Origin of the sequence: Archangium sp. (assembly GCF_045802675.1) — a bacterium.
In the GTDB taxonomy this organism is placed as follows: Bacteria; Myxococcota; Myxococcia; order Myxococcales; family Myxococcaceae; genus Archangium.
Genome location: NZ_JBJMQO010000087.1, coordinates 65,910 through 80,691, shown reverse-complemented (window position 1 = coordinate 80,691; position 14,782 = coordinate 65,910). Strand labels below are relative to the sequence as shown.

General features: G+C 68.0%; 17 protein-coding genes. 9 read left to right on the top strand and 8 right to left on the bottom strand.

Annotated features, from left to right (window positions below; translation table 11 throughout):
* Nucleotides 1–3: 3 nt before the first annotated feature.
* The 6 genes from ACJ8AN_RS25135 to ACJ8AN_RS25110 form a co-directional block, all read right to left on the bottom strand.
* Nucleotides 4–1,341, bottom strand: a complete 1,338-nt coding sequence (locus tag ACJ8AN_RS25135) for a hydroxymethylglutaryl-CoA reductase, degradative (RefSeq protein ID WP_407757993.1) — start codon at nt 1,339–1,341, stop codon at nt 4–6.
* 46 nt (nt 1,342–1,387) lie between these two features.
* On the bottom strand, nt 1,388–2,650 hold the full coding sequence (locus ACJ8AN_RS25130; RefSeq protein WP_407757992.1) for an aspartate kinase: 1,263 nt from the start codon (nt 2,648–2,650) through the stop codon (nt 1,388–1,390).
* Nucleotides 2,647–3,465, bottom strand: a complete 819-nt coding sequence (locus ACJ8AN_RS25125) for a class I fructose-bisphosphate aldolase (protein WP_407757991.1) — start codon at nt 3,463–3,465, stop codon at nt 2,647–2,649. Before ACJ8AN_RS25125 ends, ACJ8AN_RS25130 begins: the two co-directional genes overlap by 4 nt.
* A gap of 34 nt (nt 3,466–3,499) precedes the next feature.
* Nucleotides 3,500–4,747: a 3-dehydroquinate synthase II gene (locus ACJ8AN_RS25120; RefSeq protein ID WP_407757990.1), complete on the bottom strand. Its 1,248-nt coding sequence runs from the start codon at nt 4,745–4,747 to the stop codon at nt 3,500–3,502.
* A gap of 138 nt (nt 4,748–4,885) precedes the next feature.
* The gene (locus ACJ8AN_RS25115) at nt 4,886–5,098 is read right to left on the bottom strand and encodes a hypothetical protein (protein ID WP_407757989.1); all 213 of its coding nucleotides are present in this window, start codon (nt 5,096–5,098) and stop codon (nt 4,886–4,888) included.
* Nucleotides 5,099–5,219: 121 nt separating this feature from the next.
* A complete protein-coding gene (locus tag ACJ8AN_RS25110; RefSeq protein ID WP_407757988.1) occupies nt 5,220–5,615 on the bottom strand; it encodes a DoxX family protein in 396 nt (131 codons plus the stop codon).
* 271 nt (nt 5,616–5,886) lie between these two features.
* Here ACJ8AN_RS25110 and ACJ8AN_RS25105 point away from each other — a divergent pair, with 271 nt between their 5' ends.
* The 9 genes from ACJ8AN_RS25105 (at nt 5,887) to ACJ8AN_RS25065 (ending at nt 12,976) form a co-directional block, all read left to right on the top strand.
* The gene (locus tag ACJ8AN_RS25105) at nt 5,887–7,005 is read left to right on the top strand and encodes a sedoheptulose 7-phosphate cyclase (protein WP_407757987.1); all 1,119 of its coding nucleotides are present in this window, start codon (nt 5,887–5,889) and stop codon (nt 7,003–7,005) included.
* On the top strand, nt 6,998–7,738 hold the full coding sequence (locus tag ACJ8AN_RS25100; RefSeq protein WP_407757986.1) for a cupin domain-containing protein: 741 nt from the start codon (nt 6,998–7,000) through the stop codon (nt 7,736–7,738). Before ACJ8AN_RS25105 ends, ACJ8AN_RS25100 begins: the two co-directional genes overlap by 8 nt.
* On the top strand, nt 7,735–8,118 hold the full coding sequence (locus tag ACJ8AN_RS25095; RefSeq protein WP_407757985.1) for a hypothetical protein: 384 nt from the start codon (nt 7,735–7,737) through the stop codon (nt 8,116–8,118). Before ACJ8AN_RS25100 ends, ACJ8AN_RS25095 begins: the two co-directional genes overlap by 4 nt.
* On the top strand, nt 8,115–9,170 hold the full coding sequence (locus tag ACJ8AN_RS25090; RefSeq protein WP_407757984.1) for a zinc-binding dehydrogenase: 1,056 nt from the start codon (nt 8,115–8,117) through the stop codon (nt 9,168–9,170). Before ACJ8AN_RS25095 ends, ACJ8AN_RS25090 begins: the two co-directional genes overlap by 4 nt.
* A complete protein-coding gene (locus tag ACJ8AN_RS25085; RefSeq protein WP_407757983.1) occupies nt 9,167–9,943 on the top strand; it encodes a cupin domain-containing protein in 777 nt (258 codons plus the stop codon). The genes ACJ8AN_RS25090 and ACJ8AN_RS25085 overlap by 4 nt, the downstream gene beginning before the upstream one ends.
* A complete protein-coding gene (locus ACJ8AN_RS25080; RefSeq protein WP_407757982.1) occupies nt 9,940–10,764 on the top strand; it encodes an SDR family oxidoreductase in 825 nt (274 codons plus the stop codon). The genes ACJ8AN_RS25085 and ACJ8AN_RS25080 overlap by 4 nt, the downstream gene beginning before the upstream one ends.
* Nucleotides 10,761–11,327 carry a VOC family protein gene (locus ACJ8AN_RS25075; protein WP_407757981.1) on the top strand — a complete coding sequence of 189 codons (567 nt, stop codon included), beginning with the start codon at nt 10,761–10,763 and terminating at the stop codon, nt 11,325–11,327. Before ACJ8AN_RS25080 ends, ACJ8AN_RS25075 begins: the two co-directional genes overlap by 4 nt.
* Nucleotides 11,324–12,325 (top strand): ketoacyl-ACP synthase III family protein, encoded by a 1,002-nt coding sequence (locus ACJ8AN_RS25070; RefSeq protein ID WP_407757980.1) that lies wholly within the window; start codon nt 11,324–11,326, stop codon nt 12,323–12,325. The genes ACJ8AN_RS25075 and ACJ8AN_RS25070 overlap by 4 nt, the downstream gene beginning before the upstream one ends.
* A gap of 174 nt (nt 12,326–12,499) precedes the next feature.
* Nucleotides 12,500–12,976, top strand: a complete 477-nt coding sequence (locus ACJ8AN_RS25065) for a hypothetical protein (protein ID WP_407757979.1) — start codon at nt 12,500–12,502, stop codon at nt 12,974–12,976.
* A 132-nt stretch (nt 12,977–13,108) separates the two neighbouring features.
* Here the strand turns inward: ACJ8AN_RS25065 and ACJ8AN_RS25060 are convergent, their stop codons facing one another.
* Both ACJ8AN_RS25060 and ACJ8AN_RS25055 read right to left on the bottom strand, forming a co-directional pair.
* The gene (locus ACJ8AN_RS25060) at nt 13,109–14,011 is read right to left on the bottom strand and encodes a prenyltransferase (RefSeq protein ID WP_407757978.1); all 903 of its coding nucleotides are present in this window, start codon (nt 14,009–14,011) and stop codon (nt 13,109–13,111) included.
* Complete coding sequence (locus tag ACJ8AN_RS25055; RefSeq protein WP_407757977.1) at nt 14,008–14,655, bottom strand: hypothetical protein; 648 nt, start codon at nt 14,653–14,655, stop codon at nt 14,008–14,010. The genes ACJ8AN_RS25060 and ACJ8AN_RS25055 overlap by 4 nt, the downstream gene beginning before the upstream one ends.
* Between the last annotated feature and the right edge of the window lie 127 nt (nt 14,656–14,782).

Below are 14,782 nucleotides of genomic sequence, written 5' to 3'. Positions count from 1 at the left end.
CACTCACTCCTGGGGGTTGCCGCTCAGCAGGCGCATGAGCTCCCGGGCCTGCTCCACCTTCACGCTCCCGGTGCGCGCGAGCAGCCCCGCCACCTCGTCCACCTGCGCTCCTCGCGCTCCCGCGGCCATGGCCACCGAGCGCGCGTGCATGGCCAGGTGTCCCTTCTGGATGCCGTCCGAGCCCAGCGCCCGGAGCGCCGCCAGGTTCTGCGCCAGTCCGACCGAGGCGAGCACCTGGGCGAACTCCTGGACCGAGCCGACGCGCAACACCTCGAGCGCCAGCCGCACCCCGGGGTGCACCTTGATGGGGCCCCCCACCAGGCCCAGCGCGAGGGGTAGTTCGATGCGCCCCACCAGCTGTTCGTCCTCGAGCGTCCACGTGGACAGCGGCCGGTATTGTCCACTCCGGCAGGCGAAGGCATGCGCCCCCGCTTCGATGGCGCGCCAGTCCTGGCCGGTGGCGATGGCCACCGGATCAATGCCATTCATGATGCCCTTGTTGTGCGTGGCGGCACGGTAGGGATCCGCCTGAGCGAAGCGGCTGGCCTGGACGATTCCCTCCGCGATGGCCTCTCCCGTGCGGCCATTGAAAGCCAGTTGGCTCACGGGGATGCGGCAGCTCGCGCGAGCCAGCCGCCGATCCGCGAGGTTGGAGAGGATGCGCAGGAAGACCCTGCCTCCGGTGAGCTCCTCGACGAGCGGCGCCACGCCCTCGGCCATGGTGTTGATGAGGTTGGCTCCCATGGCCTCCTGGCAGTCGATGAGCAGATGGAGGATGAGCAGGGGCTCGCCGTCCGGACCCTCGGGGGCCGGGAGCACGCGCACCTCGAGGTCCCGGGCACCCCCGCCCCGCTGCACCATGGCCGGGTGGAGGCTGTTGGCCCGCGCGAGAATCTCCTCCCGGGCCGCCAGCAGCGCGGCGGTGGCCCACTCCGGGTCCCCATACTCCGTCACCTGGACCTGCCCGATCATCAGGGACGGGTCCGCCTCGGCGGTGAACCCCCCCGCCTCACGGACGAGCTTCGCCGCGAACGACGAGGCCGCCACCACCGAGGGCTCCTCCACCGCCATCGGCACGAGGTACTCGCGCCCATTGACGAGCAGATTCAAGCCCAGGCCCATGGGCAGGGAGAACGTGCCCACCACGTTCTCGATCAGCCGGCTGGCCACTTCCATGGGCAGCCCTTCCGCTCCCTGGAACCGGAGGCGCTCGCCCTCGCTCAGCTCCAGCATCTGCCCGAGCAGCTCCACGCGCTCCTCCACCGAGAGCTTGCGGAAGTCTGGCAACCGGGACGTGGGGGCCCGCTGGGGCGCGGACAGATTCTTGGCGGCATGACTCATGACGTCGACTCCAAAAGGGAAAATGGAAGGGATTGAGAGAACGACCTCAGGCGCTCTTCTCCAGGACGGGCGGAGCGGACTCCTCGGCGAGGTCGAACTCGTGATGCAGGATGCGGAGGGCCTCGTCCGCCAGGCTCGCGTCCACCAGGCAGCTGATCCGCAGCTCGTTCATCGCCAGGGCCGACACGGCGATTCCCCGCAGCGCCAGGGCGCGGCACAGCCGGGCGGAGACACCCGGATCCGAGCGGATGCCAATGCCCACCAGCGACACCTTCGCGTGGTTCCTCGACACCCGTGGGGCGTGGGGGCCTGGCTTCCCGCCGAGCTGGTCGAGCCCCTCGCTCACGAGGAGGTAGTCCCGCTCCGGCAGGGTGAAGACAACCTCCGTCCGGGCCGCGTCGTGGGGCGAGCAGACGTGGCTCATCATGTCCGCACTCACATTCCGCGCGGCCAGCAGCTCCATCACCCGTGCCGCCAGCTCCGGGCCCCGCTCGGCCGAGGCGAGCTCGATGCGCACCTGGCGCGGCTCGCACGCGAGTCCGATCAACGTCCGGGCCTCCAGCCCCCGCTCCTCATCGACAATCCAGGTCCCCGTCTCGTTGGAGAAGGTGCTGCGGACATGGACGGGTACTTTGTATTTCATTGCAATCTCCACGCTGCGCGCGTGCAGGACCTTGGCCCCGAGGGCCGCCAGCTCGAGCATCTCCTCGTAGGAGATGGACCTCAGCTTCCGGCTCGAAACACAGACACGGGGATCCGCGGTGTAGACCCCCTCCACGTCCGTGTAGATTTCACAGACGTCCGCTGACAGCGCGGCCGCCAGGGCCACGGCCGAGGTGTCCGAGCCCCCACGTCCCAGGGTGGTGAGGTTTCCGTGAGGGTCCACCCCCTGGAACCCGGCGACCACGGGAATCATCCCCTGCTCGAGGGCGTCGTGGATGGCGCCGTGCTCCACCCGCCGGATGCGGGCCCGGGAGAAGGCGCTGTCCGTGAGGACCCGGACCTGATGACCCAGGAGCGAGCGCGCCGCACCGCCCTCCGCCTGGATGGCCAGGGCCACCAGCGCCGCGGACACCTGTTCCCCTGTCGCGGCGACCACATCCTGCTCGCGGGCATCCGGCAACGGAGCGAGCTGCTGGGTCAGCGACAGCAGGCGGTCCGTCTCCCCCGCCATCGCACTGACCACCAACACCACGTCGTGACCCGCGCGCTGGCTCTCGAGGGCCAGCCGCGCCACCTTCCGGATGCGCTCGATCGTTCCGACGGACGTCCCGCCGAACTTCTTGATGATCAACGGGCGGGAGCTCATGACATGGCCTGCAGCATGACCACGGGGGACGGAGAGGCCTCGCCGGGTCGATCGACGACGAGCTCCTGGAGCCGGTCGAGCGTGGCCGTGCCAGGCTCCCGCTGGAAGACGTTCCGGCCAACGCACAGCCCGGTGGCCCCAGCGGCCACCCCTTCCCGGGCGAGCGCGAGCAGCTGCTCGTCCGAGCACTTCTCCCCGCCCGCGAAGAACACGGGAGTGTGCTCGTGCACGCCCTCCAGCAGCTCCGGGAGCTGGAAGAGCTGAGCGGGCGCGGCGATCTTCAGCGCATCCGTGCCCAGCTCGACGCAGGCCCGGATGAGGTGCCTCATCCGAGGCACCCGCTGCTCCGGCCGGAGGGCCTCGACCTTGTCATAGAGCATGGTCAGCACCGGCACGCCCAGGGACTGGGCCTCGTCCACCACCGCGCCCAGCTGGATGAGATTGGCCGCATCACACGTCCCGTCGAAGTTGAGCTGGAGCGACACCGCATCCGCGCCCAGACGTAGCGCCCGCTCCACCGACGTCAGCAATTCCTTGCGGTTGGGCGACGCCGACAGCGAGGTCATGCCGTTGAGGTGGACCATCACGCCCAGCCCCTGGAGCAGGCCCCGGCTCCCGAGCCGCTCCACCATGCCCTTGTGGGCGATGATTCCCGTGATGACCGGGTGGTGGATCCAGCTCTCGATCTGGCTCACGCTCCGCAGTCCCGGGATGGGCCCCACGGTGAGCCCATGATCGATGGGGACGATCACTCCGAGACCGGACTGAGGATGCAGGAATCGCGACCAGCGAATCTTCTTCGCTACACCGTCCATGGTTGATGACCTCTCGTTTTCGTTTGGGATTGGCTCAGGTCTCGATGATGTGCTCATCCACGGGGATGCCCACGTGGCGCCCGGGCTTGCTCATGTGCCCCAGGACCTTGTCACCCGGCCGCAGCTCCGTGATGTTCAAGGGCCTGGCCTCGTCGGAGAAGATCCGCACGTGCCAGTCGTCCTGCATGATGATGTTGACGCGCTCGCCGCTCTGGAACTCGGCCTCGATGAGCCGGAGCGGCCGGACCTCCGTCTTCATCCGGCCCACGCTGGCCCTGCGAGCGCGGCCCGTGCGATCCACAATCATGACGGGCGAGCCCGCGCGGAGCTCGCTCATGTAGTCCGTGTGGTCGCCGAAACCATAGACATAGCTGTGCACGGCTCCGGCGTTCACCCGGAAGGGGCGCAGCTCCATGTACGGCAGGAAGAAGACCTCGGCGCAGCACAGCAGCGAGCCCTGCGAGGAGGAACCCACCAGGATGCCCTCGGTGGGCGAGAACAGGGTCGTGGTGTCGATGCAGCTGCGGTACCCCATCCCGATGGGCCTGCTCTGGATGATGGTGCCCACGTCCAGCTTCACCGAGGCGCTCTCGAGCCGGCCGAGGCGCGAGATGAACTCGTCCAGCACGGCGTGGGACCGGGGCGAGAACATGACTCCGTCCGCCCCCACCTCCATGACGCCCAGGGTGACGATGGCGTCATCCACGTCCACGGGGGTGCTGATCTCCTTGACCAGCGCGGTGTGCGTGGCCTGGAGGGAGGCGATCACCAGCTCCAGCGGGATGTTGGTGGGATCCCTGAAACGGATCATCAGGTAGGCATGACGACGGCCCTCGTGCAGCGAGCGGTGCAGGCTGGGGCCGTCATCCACATACGCGCGGTAGCAGGTCCGCATGCCCATGGCCGACGCCTGGTCGAGGATCCGCACATCGGGGCTGGCCACCACGTACCCAGGCTCCCCGCGCGGTTCGGACGCGAGCCGCTCGAGGTCCTCGGCCCGTTCGATGTGGATGATCTTGAGCAAGCGCGCCGGAATGGCGGGCGCGAGCGCCGCCACGTTCTCTGGGTAGAGGATGACGCCCGAGTAGGAGAGGTTCATCACCCGCTCGAGGATGCCGTCGCACTGGCCCGGCGTGGCCAGGCCGGCCGTGTCGAACCAGAGGAGCCGGGATTCCTCCGCCTCGAGCCGGTTGCGGTCTCCCGTCATGCGGTCGAGCCGGACGTGCTCGCGATTCTTCACGAACGAGGGATCAGCGGTGATGTCACTGGCGGGAGTAGTCATGGGTGTGGTTGTTCCTGGCACTCGGGCGAATGCCTGTCGGCGTGTTTGTGATTGAGGTGCGCGGACCGGGCTGTTCGAGGGAAATGGCCGCGTTCCGCAATCAATAAAGACAGAAGAAAAATCGAAATCTGTGACGCCTCAAGCGGGCTCGGCGGCCTGCTCCTGCTCGTCATCGCTCGTCGGCCGGTCCACGGCCAGCACGGCCCGGCGCGACGTGGTGAGCCCGTCCTCCAGACCGTCCCACCAGACCGCCCACTGCGCGTCCGGAGGCAGCGCTTCGGCACGGGGGCTCTCCGCTGGGTACTCGCACTGCGTTGAAGCTGGTGAATCCGTACCCGTGCCGACCTTCATCGCTGACCCCGTGACGCAATGAGCCCATAGAGGTGGAGTGTTTTTTGGGGGATGTGCCGCCGACGCGGCGCGGCACGCCCGGAGAGCAGACGGCCAGGCGAAGTTTCCGAGGGGAAACGCCTCAGGGGGCCACGCGGGCCACGAGGCGGCGGAACGTGTCGCGCTGGACGTAGGCGATGCCGCTCAGCAGCACGAGGAAGACGAGCGACGGGGCGAGCTTGGAGTACTCGCCGTGCCGCATGAGCGTGCCCGCGGCGCCTATCATCACCACCGCCAACACCACCGCCGCATAGCCGGAAACACGCCGCGCGAGCAGGCCGAGGCCCCCGCCCACCTCCAGCAGGCCGATGAGGTACATGAACCACGGGGGGAAACCGAGCTGGGTGAACTGCTCGGGCAGCGGCGGTCTCGCCAGGAGCTTCGGAACTCCCGCGAGCAGGAAGGCGAGAGCCAGGGCACCTCGAAGCACCAGGAATCCAGCGGCCCGGCGCTGGCCGGGCCCTTCAAACATACGCATGGTTGGGTCTCCTCTGGCGGCACTTCGCCGCCAGAAGGGCGGATCCCTCCGAGCGATTCTGTGACGCATGAAAACACGCACGAGTCCCCGCGAACCGGAGCGTTTTATTGGTGTCACATCGCCCGTTTCAGGTGTCTGTCTATGGTGAGCTTCCTGGAGCGCGTTTCCGTCAGGGCTCCTTTCTCCAGACACCCAAACCGGAACACCGGAGTCATTCATGGCACGAGATTGGACCGTCAACACAGCCCTTCCCGTTCATTATCAGGTGAGAATGGTTGACGGGTTGTTCGACCTGGACAACCGGATCCTCGTGGAGGCGGGCAGCTCCCATTCACACGGCCCCCTCCGCAGGCTCGTGGTGATCGACGCCAACGTGGACCGCCTCCATGGAGAGCGGATCCGCCGGTACTTCACGCACCACGGCGTGAAGCACAACATCCTCACGCTCCCCGTCTCCGAGGCGGAGAAGACCATGGACTCCGTCTTCACCGTGCTCCGGAGAATCGACGAGTTCGGCATCTCGCGCCGCCACGAGCCCATCATCGCCATCGGCGGCGGAGTCCTCCTCGACATCGTCGGGCTCGCCGCGAGCCTGTACCGCCGCAGCACGCCCTACATCCGGGTTCCCACCACGCTCATCGGGCTCGTGGACGCTGGTGTCGGAGCCAAGACCGGCGTCAACCACGGTGCGCACAAGAACCGGCTGGGCTCGTACTTCCCCGCGAAGACCACGCTCCTCGACCGCGGTTTCCTCGAGACGCTCGATCCCCGGCACATCGTCAATGGCCTCGCGGAGATCTTGAAGATCGCCCTCATCAAGGACCGCGCCCTCTTCGAGCTGCTCGAGCGGCACGGCCCCACGCTCATCGAGGAACGCCTCCAGGGAGAGACTCCGGAGAGCGCCCGGGGCGCGACCCAGGTCATCGAACGGGCCATCACGGGAATGCTCGAGGAGCTGGAGATGAACCTGTGGGAGCACAAGCTGGAGCGCGTGGTCGACTACGGCCACTCCTTCAGCCCCACCCTCGAGATGCTGGCGCTCCCCGAGCTGCTGCACGGCGAGGCGGTGAACATCGACATGGCGCTGACCACCCTCCTCTCCGTCCAGCGAGGGCTGATCCGCCCGGCGGAGCAGCAGCGCATCTTCACGCTCATGCGCGCGCTGGGCCTGCCCGTGTACCACCGGCTGTGCGAGCCCTCCGTGCTGGAGGCCGCCCTCGCCGACACGGTCCGCCACCGGGACGGGCTGCAGCGGCTGCCCCTGGCCATGGGAATCGGCTCGGCGTGCTTCGTCAATGACCTCCAACCCTCGGAGCTCTACCGGGCGGCCGCCACCCTCCGCGAGTGGGCGCCCGCCACCTTCCCGGAGCGGAGGGCGCTCCATGCGTGAGGGACTCATCATCGGAGACCTCGAGGACCCCTCCGTCGTCTACGGAGTGCATGGCACCACGGGCCTCTCCCAGTGGAAGTGTCTGGCCCGGCGGGCCGGGCTGTTCGGCTCGTGGGAGGCGGTCGAATATGCCTGGCTCCCTCCGGGTGGCCTCAGCGGCGAGCACGTGCATACCCGCACCGAGGAGCTCTACTTCATCCTCTCGGGCCGCGGCGAAATGCTCCTCGACGGCGAGCCTCACGCCGTCGGCGCGGGGAGCCTCATCCTGACGGGGCTCGGAACCCGGCACGGCCTGCGCAACGTCGGAAGTGAGGGATTGGGCTGGCTGGTGATCGAGCTGTTGAGCCCGGCCACCGCGGCGGTGTTGAGCGGCGCGAGGCCCACGGTCCAGCGCGGACAAGGAGAAAGAACCATGACGAATGCCCAGGTCATCCACCTGCGCGAGACGTTGAAAGCCGATCCGCGTGGAGTCTTCACCGGGCCGCTGCGGGAAATCCAATTGCTCGAGCTGGAGCCCGGGCAGCAGGCGTCGCTGTCCGCGACGGGCATGGAGCACACCCTGTTCACGCTCGGCGGCTCCGGCGAGGTCACCTCCCACGAGGCGAGGGTTCCCCTGAAGTTCGGCGTCTCCGTCACGCTGCCCCTCGGGACCGGGCTCACGCTCACCGCTGGTGCCGAGGGACTGAAGTATTTCCTGGCGAGTCTCGAAGTGCCGGGAGGTGGAGAGCGATGATCATCTCCACCCTTGGCGGCACCTCGCTGACGCGCGACGGCGGCGAGGAGATCCACTGGCGCTCCCTGGCACGGCGCGGAATGTTGCACAGCGAGTGCGAGTCTTTCGATTACCTGCGATTGGCCCCGGGCACCGAGTTCGCGCTCCGCGGCCAACACGGGACCGAGAGTGCCTGGTTCATCATCGCCGGCTCTGGATGGCTCCAGGAACCGGGCGCGGCGGCCCCGGGACACATCCTCGCGGCCGGTGATCTCGTCCTCCTTCCCGATGGCACGGAGAGCGCCCTCCTCAGTGGGGACGGGGGGCTGGAATTGCTCTGGCTCGCCGTGATGCCCCGTGCGGTCTCTCAATCCCTGCCCTCCCGGAGGCCTGTCGCATGAGCTCGAATCAGAGAGGAATGTGGCCCGAGGGCACGATGACCGCGGTGGCGATCACCGCGCCCGGGCGTGTCGAGCTCCTCCGGCGCCCCATCCCCAAACCGCGGCCGGACGGCGTGCTGGTGCGCACCGCGTATGTCGGGCTGTGCGGCACCGACCTGGAACTGCTGCACGGCAGCGCCTCGTACCTGAAGGATGGCCGGGCGAGCTTCCCGCTCGTTTTCGGGCACGAGTGGTGTGGCCAGGTGGTCGCGATGGGCGAGGAGGTCACCGGGCTCTCCGTGGGAGACCGGGTGGTGGGCCAGACGATGGTCCCCTGCGGTCTGTGCCGGAGGTGCCAGCGCGGCCAGCGGCCCTTGTGCGAGCGGATGGTGGAGGTCGGCTTGTATGGGATTCAGGGCGCCGCGGCCGACTACATCCAGATGCCGAGGCGCTCCCTCACGGTGCTCCCGGACGCCCTCTCGGATGCGAGCGCCGCGTTCATCGAGCCGGCGGTCACCGTCGTGGGTGGCTTCGACAAGGTGGGCTGCGGGATGGAGGACGAGGTCGCGGTGGTGGGGACCGGGACCATCGGTCTGCTCGCCGTGCAGCTCGCCTCGCACGTGGCCCGGAGCGTGGATGCGATCGGCATCGATGCGGCGGGACTGCGGTTGGCATCCCTGCTCGGCGCTCGGCGTGCACTGCGGCCCGAGCAGGCCCGACGCGGCGCCTACTCCGTGGTCATCGAGGCGTCCGGATCTCCGGCGGCGTTCCCGCGCTGCCTCGAGCTGACCGAAACCGGCGGCCGGGTGGCTGTGATTGGAGTGGCGAACGAGGCGGTCGGGGTGGTGCCCGGGGACTTCGTCCTGCGCGGAATCGACGTCTTCGGCATCCGCCACGGTCTGGACTACTACGACCGGACGGTCCAGCTCTTCGTCGACGGCGTCCTGGACGCCGGTCCGTTGATCGCCGAGGCGCTCTCACCGGAGCAGGCCGGGCGCGCCTTCGAGATGCTGGAGCACGGCCGTTCGGGCCCGCCCAAGGTGCTGCTGCGCTTCCATGGGAGGGACTCATGATCCGGACAACCGTGGAGGCGTTGAGCCTCTCGCCAAAGCCGACGGCCACCGCGTGGCAATGGCTCGTCAACCGGAGGCTCATTCCGGGCGCACGCGGCATGCTCTCGGTCCAGACCCTGTCCAGGGGAGCGACGGTGCCAGCGCACCGCGTGCCCGCCGCCGAGTCCGTCACCTTCGTGCTGTCGGGAAGAACGGACTGGAATACGGGAGGACAGGTCTGGACGCTGATTCCGGGTGAAGGCGTGTTCAACCCGCCCGGCACCCGCCGTGCCTTCCATGCCGCTCGAGACGAGGGAGCGGTGCTCTTGACGGTGTACGGAGGGACCGCCGATCCCCGGGGCGCATCACCCCGGACGGCGGATGGCGTCACCGGGTGCGGCTGCCGCATCCAGCATCTGGCGGATCGCGGCAACAGTCCCCTGGGCTCGGCCGGTGGCTTCATCGACATGGGCGTGCATTGGCTTGCCACGACGCAGACCGTGGGCACTCGGGCCGTGGTGGTGGCGACCTCGACCTTCACCCCGGGCGGCAGTCATCAGTTGCACCGGCATCCGCACGCCGACGAGTTCTTCCTGGTCCTGGAAGGCGGTGGTGAGCACCTCACCCGGCGCGGCTCGCTCCGGTTGAACCCGGGAGACCTGGCGTACATCCCGGCCGGTGAATGGCACGGATTCCGTACCGATCCCGGCGTCACAACGCGAACGGTGTACGGCTATCTGGGGGCGGGCTGCCTCGATCAGGCCGGCTACGAATTACTGGAGGAAGACAGATGAGCAAGCGAATCGCGATCGTGACCGGTGCCAGTTCTGGCATTGGCAGGGCCACCGCGTTGGCGCTGGCCGGAAAGGGATTCCAGGTCGGGCTCGGCTACAACTCGAACGTGGACGGGGCCCGGCGGGCCGTCGCGGAGGTGGAGGCACTCGGAGGACAGGCCATGGCCTTCCGCATGGACCTGACCGAGCCGGTGGCCGCCGCCAGCGCGGTGGAGCGGGCCATCCTCGAGTTGGGCGGCGTGGACGTCTTCGTCAACAACGCCGGGGTCAATCGCCGCGCGGCGTTCCTCGAGGAGACGCTCGAGGACTGGCAACGCATCCTCACCATCAACACCACGGGCCCCTTCCTGTGTGCCCAGGTGGCGGCGCGCCACATGGTCGCGCAGGGGCGCGGCGGCCGGCTCATCAACGTGACCTCCGTCCACGAGATGGTGCCCATCCTCGGGGGCGCCTCCTACTGCGTCTCCAAGGGCGGGCTGGGCCTGCTGACGCGGGTGATGGCCCTGGAGCTGGCCCGGTACGGCATCACCGTCAACTCGGTCAGCCCGGGGGAGACCGCGACGCCCATGAATGGCGTCCCCGAGGGCCTCGACGCGCAGGAGCTCTCCCGGCCCGCGATCCCCCTCGGCCGGCCCGGGCGTTCTCGCGAGGTCGCGGCCCTCATCGCGCACCTCAGCGAGCCAGACGCCGCGTACATCACGGGTGTCTCCATCTCCGTGGATGGCGGCTTGATGTTGATGAGCGCCATTGCCAACCAGGAGTACGCCAGCCACCGGCCATCACCCCTCACGCAAGACACCCAGGAGAGGAGCCACTCATGAGCCAGCCCACCCCAGGCATTCCCGGCGCGCGCAACATCCATCACATCGCCTACACCGTTCCCAATCTCGATCAGGCGGTCGACTTCTTCATCAACGTCATCGGGGCCGAGCTGCTGTATCGGATTGGCCCGGTCGAGGACGCCACGGGGGACTGGATGACGCGCCAGCTCAATGTCCACCCCCGGGCCTCGACCCACATCGCCATGCTGCGCCTCGGTCCGGTCACCAACCTCGAGCTGTTCGAGTACACGGCCCCCGGCCAGCGCCAGGAGCTCCCTCGCAACAGCGATTGGGGAGGCCACCACCTGGCCATCCATGTCGACGACGTGGATGCCGCCGTCGAGTACCTCCGCTCGGTGCCCGGCGTGAAGGTGCTCGGTGAACCCCAGACCATCACCGAGGGCCCCATCGCCGGAGACCGCTGGGTCTATTTCGTGACCCCGTGGGGAATGCAGATGGAAGTGCTCAACATGCCCCGGGGCATGCCCTACGAGAAGGACACCGATGCCCGCCTGTTCGGACCGTGGGAGTCCTGGAACAGCCACTCCGGGAGTGAGCGATGAAGCTCGAACAACTCTTCATCGCGGGACTGGGCCACTTCCTTCCTCCGCCGGTCAGCGTCCAGGAGGCCGTCGCGGACGGACGCTATGATGCCAAGGAGGCCGAGGAGACCCGGTTGGAATCGGTCCTCGTGGCCGGAAGCGAGACTCCTCCGGACATGGCGGTCCACGCCGCCCGGAACGCCCTGGCGCACTCGGGCCTCGCGCCCGAGGAGATCTCCCTCCTCCTCCACGCGAGCGTCTACTACCAGGGCCTCGACATCCACTCGACGGCTTCCTACATCCAGCACACCGCACTGGGGGGCCACTCCGCGCTCGCGTTGGAGGTGAAGGGTGTCTCCAACGGCGGCATGGCCAGCATGGAGCTCGCGGCGTCCTATCTCTCCGCCTCGCCCGATCGCATGGCGGCGATGGTGACCACGGCCGACAAGTTCTGTCCTCCGGGCATTGATCGCTGGCGCTGCGACACCGGCATGGTCTTCGCCGACGGTGCCGCAGCGATGATCCTCAGCCGCCGGAAGGGCTTCGCGCGAGTGCTCAGCATCGCGTCGGCGTCGGACCCCTGGCTGGAGGGGCTGCACCGCGGCCAGGCGCCCTTCTCCCCTGCCCCCGTGCTCGTCGACGTCCATCAACGCAAGCGTGACTTCCTGGCACGGGTGGGGCTGCCGGAGATGCTGCGGCGCTTCCGGCTCGGGCTGCGCGGCTCGGTGGAACGCGCCCTGCACGATGCGGGAACGGCCCTCTCGGGCATCGCCCGCTTCGTCATCCCTCACGTGGGCTACATCCTGCTGGAGCGCGAATACTTCGCGGCGCTCGAGCTCCCGGAAGCCGCCACCACGTGGCGCTGGGCTCGCCGCATGGGGCACATGGGCGGGGGAGATCAGATCGCCGGACTCGCCCTCCTGATGGAGGCGGGCGAGCTGAGGACCGGAGACCGCTGCATGATGATGGGCGTCGGCGCGGGCTTCACCTGGACGTGTGCCGTCCTCGAGCTCGTGTAGTGCTGGAGGGCCTCACCCACATGAGCAGTCTTCTGGCCGGCCAAGGCTGGGAGTTCCGCGTCCGACACAGGCCCCGGACGCCGGTCCTCCCGTCTTCCCGCCTTTCCTGGCCATGCTCATTTCACGTGCGCCTCACCGAGCCACCCGCTCATGAGGACAAACAGGAGAAGAGACATGCACCGCTTCAAATTGATGTCGTTGGGCGCCATCCTGCCAGGCATCCTGTTGCTGGGCCTGGCGGGCCGCGAGGCCATGGGCTCGGACGAGGAGAGCATCGCGACCACTTCCTCGTCCCATCGGTGCTCGGTCCGTACGCTCAAAGGTAGATACATCTTCGATCGCAAGGGCATCTTCATCGATCCCGCGACCAAGGTGCAGACGGACTTCGTTGCCTCGGGTTTCAATGTGTACAACGGGGACGGGACGATGACGGGCAAGTCCACCAGCAGCTTCGGTGGAACCTTCGACCGCCTCACCTTCACGGGCACCTATACCGTCAACCCCGACTGCTCGGGCACGGTGAGCTTCAAGGCCAGCAACGGGTTCTCGCACACCGTCGACATCTTCATCTCGGAGGACGGCGACGCGCTGAGCTCCATCCTGACGGATCCCGATAACGTCTCCTCGGCCATGGAGTGGCGCCGGCTGTAGTCCACACAGGGGCACCTGATGAGGGAGGGGTTTCGTCCCCTCCCTCTCCCGCTCGCCCGGCCCCTGGGGATGAGACAACCGCCCGGCCGGGCAGCCAGGCGGATGCCTCGGCGGAACGTCTCCGCTCCGCGCTCAGCGGGCCAGCACCATCACCACCGCCATGCCCAGGCTCAGCTTGTAGAAGGTCTCGAAGCCCAGCCGGCGGGACTTGAGGATCTCCCCCGCGTAGAGGAGCTGGACCTGCCGGACGTGGCGAATCCCGAGCACCGCGACGAGGGCCATGGCCGCCGGCAGCGCGCCCAGGACGATGAGCGAGGCCAGGAGTCCCCACCCCAGCACGAGCATCAGCACCCCCACCCGCCGGTGCCAGGTGAGGCCCAGGCGGACGGCCAGGGTCTTCCGTCCGGCCGCGCGATCATCCTGGTAGTCGGCATGGTTGGACGCCACGTTGGCAGCGCCCTGCCACAGGCCCAGCACCACTCCCACCAGCAAGGGCGCCACCGCCAGCGAGCCCGTCAGGAAGCCATACGCGATGGGCGCGCCCATGCCGGTGCCCGCGACGGCGAGCTCTCCCAGGCCCCGGTAGGACAGGCGCAGTCCCACGGAATACTGGGTGAGGATGAACACCGAGCCCAGCGTCAACGCACTCACCCGCCAGCCCGTCATGAGCACATAGCAGGCGCACACGGCCAGCAGCAGCGCGAGCACGATGGAGGTGGCGATGACGGCCTCGCGCATCGAGACCTCGCCCGTCACCAGGGGCTTCTCGCGCTTGACGACTCCCTGGCGCTTATAGACCTGCTGGTCCACGCCCCTCCGGTAGCCGACGATGGAGTCGGAGCCATGCACGAACATCAGGCCGAGGAACATCAGGAGCGTGACCAGCACGGAGCGCCCCCAGAACGCGGCGCCCACCCCGGGTCTCCAGGCCATCGCCATTCCCACCGCCACCGGCAGCAGGCTGTAGGGCATGGTGACCTCGAAGAAACGCAGCCACCGAGCGCTGCCTGTCTTCAGCCTCTCCATCACTTTCATAACCTCCTCCAGGGGGACAGACCTGTCTGGCGAAGCTTGACGTAGAGCGCCAGCAGGTAGGCCACGTCGAATACGAAGATGAGCGAGTACGTGAACCGTGGCAGCGGCTCCCAGAAGATGGTCAGGAAGGCGCAGAGCGTCCCGAGCATCTTGGCGAAGCCGATGTACATCGACTGGCCCGCGATGGAATCGCGCTGGAAGAGCATGGCCACGAACAGCACGGAGATGACGATGTTGATGACGAAGCCCGAGTACTGGGCCGCCTGATCCGGAAAGTCATTGAGCCAGCCGGCCGTGGGGACGAGCAGCGCGACACTCACGAGCATTCCCACCGGGATGACCGCGTAGAAGAGTTTCCTCGCCAGGGGCGTGCGGAAGTCGCGCGCGCCGAACAAGAGGGCCTGGAGCAGGATGCCCACGTCGAGCAGGAACCAGCCGATGTTGAAGTAGCGCTGGCCAAACAGCTTGCTCGGGTAGATGAAGCCGAAGAGGAATTCCCAGGAGATGTTCGCGCTGAGCGCCAGCATCGGCATGGCGAGCGCTTTATCCTTGAAGCCCCGTCTGAGAATGAGCACGTAGGCGATCGTCCAGAACAGGCCGATCCCCACGAGCAGGGGGACGTTGATGATGGGGGGAAGCGTCACGGGGCTCTCTCCTCTCGAGGGCCCGCACGCCAGACGGAGAGCCGGGGTCCGGCTCGGGTGACGGGGGGGGACATGGTTTGAAGTCGCTCCGGGTCGTGGGGACGGCGCCAGCGCAATCCGCTACCTG

Excerpts from the sequence above, each read along its gene's own strand:
- ACJ8AN_RS25135 (WP_407757993.1), bottom strand. The coding sequence starts at position 1,341 with ATGAGTCATGCCGCCAAGAATCTGTCCGCGCCCCAGCGGGCCCCCACG.
- ACJ8AN_RS25130 (WP_407757992.1), bottom strand. The coding sequence starts at position 2,650 with ATGAGCTCCCGCCCGTTGATCATCAAGAAGTTCGGCGGGACGTCCGTC.
- ACJ8AN_RS25090 (WP_407757984.1), top strand. The coding sequence starts at position 8,115 with ATGAGCTCGAATCAGAGAGGAATGTGGCCCGAGGGCACGATGACCGCG.
- ACJ8AN_RS25095 (WP_407757985.1), top strand. The coding sequence starts at position 7,735 with ATGATCATCTCCACCCTTGGCGGCACCTCGCTGACGCGCGACGGCGGC.
- ACJ8AN_RS25065 (WP_407757979.1), top strand. The coding sequence starts at position 12,500 with ATGCACCGCTTCAAATTGATGTCGTTGGGCGCCATCCTGCCAGGCATC.
- ACJ8AN_RS25110 (WP_407757988.1), bottom strand. The coding sequence starts at position 5,615 with ATGCGTATGTTTGAAGGGCCCGGCCAGCGCCGGGCCGCTGGATTCCTG.
- ACJ8AN_RS25125 (WP_407757991.1), bottom strand. The coding sequence starts at position 3,465 with ATGGACGGTGTAGCGAAGAAGATTCGCTGGTCGCGATTCCTGCATCCT.
- ACJ8AN_RS25085 (WP_407757983.1), top strand. The coding sequence starts at position 9,167 with ATGATCCGGACAACCGTGGAGGCGTTGAGCCTCTCGCCAAAGCCGACG.
- ACJ8AN_RS25075 (WP_407757981.1), top strand. The coding sequence starts at position 10,761 with ATGAGCCAGCCCACCCCAGGCATTCCCGGCGCGCGCAACATCCATCAC.
- ACJ8AN_RS25100 (WP_407757986.1), top strand. The coding sequence starts at position 6,998 with ATGCGTGAGGGACTCATCATCGGAGACCTCGAGGACCCCTCCGTCGTC.
- ACJ8AN_RS25105 (WP_407757987.1), top strand. The coding sequence starts at position 5,887 with ATGGTTGACGGGTTGTTCGACCTGGACAACCGGATCCTCGTGGAGGCG.
- ACJ8AN_RS25080 (WP_407757982.1), top strand. The coding sequence starts at position 9,940 with ATGAGCAAGCGAATCGCGATCGTGACCGGTGCCAGTTCTGGCATTGGC.
- ACJ8AN_RS25060 (WP_407757978.1), bottom strand. The coding sequence starts at position 14,011 with ATGAAAGTGATGGAGAGGCTGAAGACAGGCAGCGCTCGGTGGCTGCGT.
- ACJ8AN_RS25070 (WP_407757980.1), top strand. The coding sequence starts at position 11,324 with ATGAAGCTCGAACAACTCTTCATCGCGGGACTGGGCCACTTCCTTCCT.
- ACJ8AN_RS25120 (WP_407757990.1), bottom strand. The coding sequence starts at position 4,747 with ATGACTACTCCCGCCAGTGACATCACCGCTGATCCCTCGTTCGTGAAG.
- ACJ8AN_RS25115 (WP_407757989.1), bottom strand. The coding sequence starts at position 5,098 with ATGAAGGTCGGCACGGGTACGGATTCACCAGCTTCAACGCAGTGCGAG.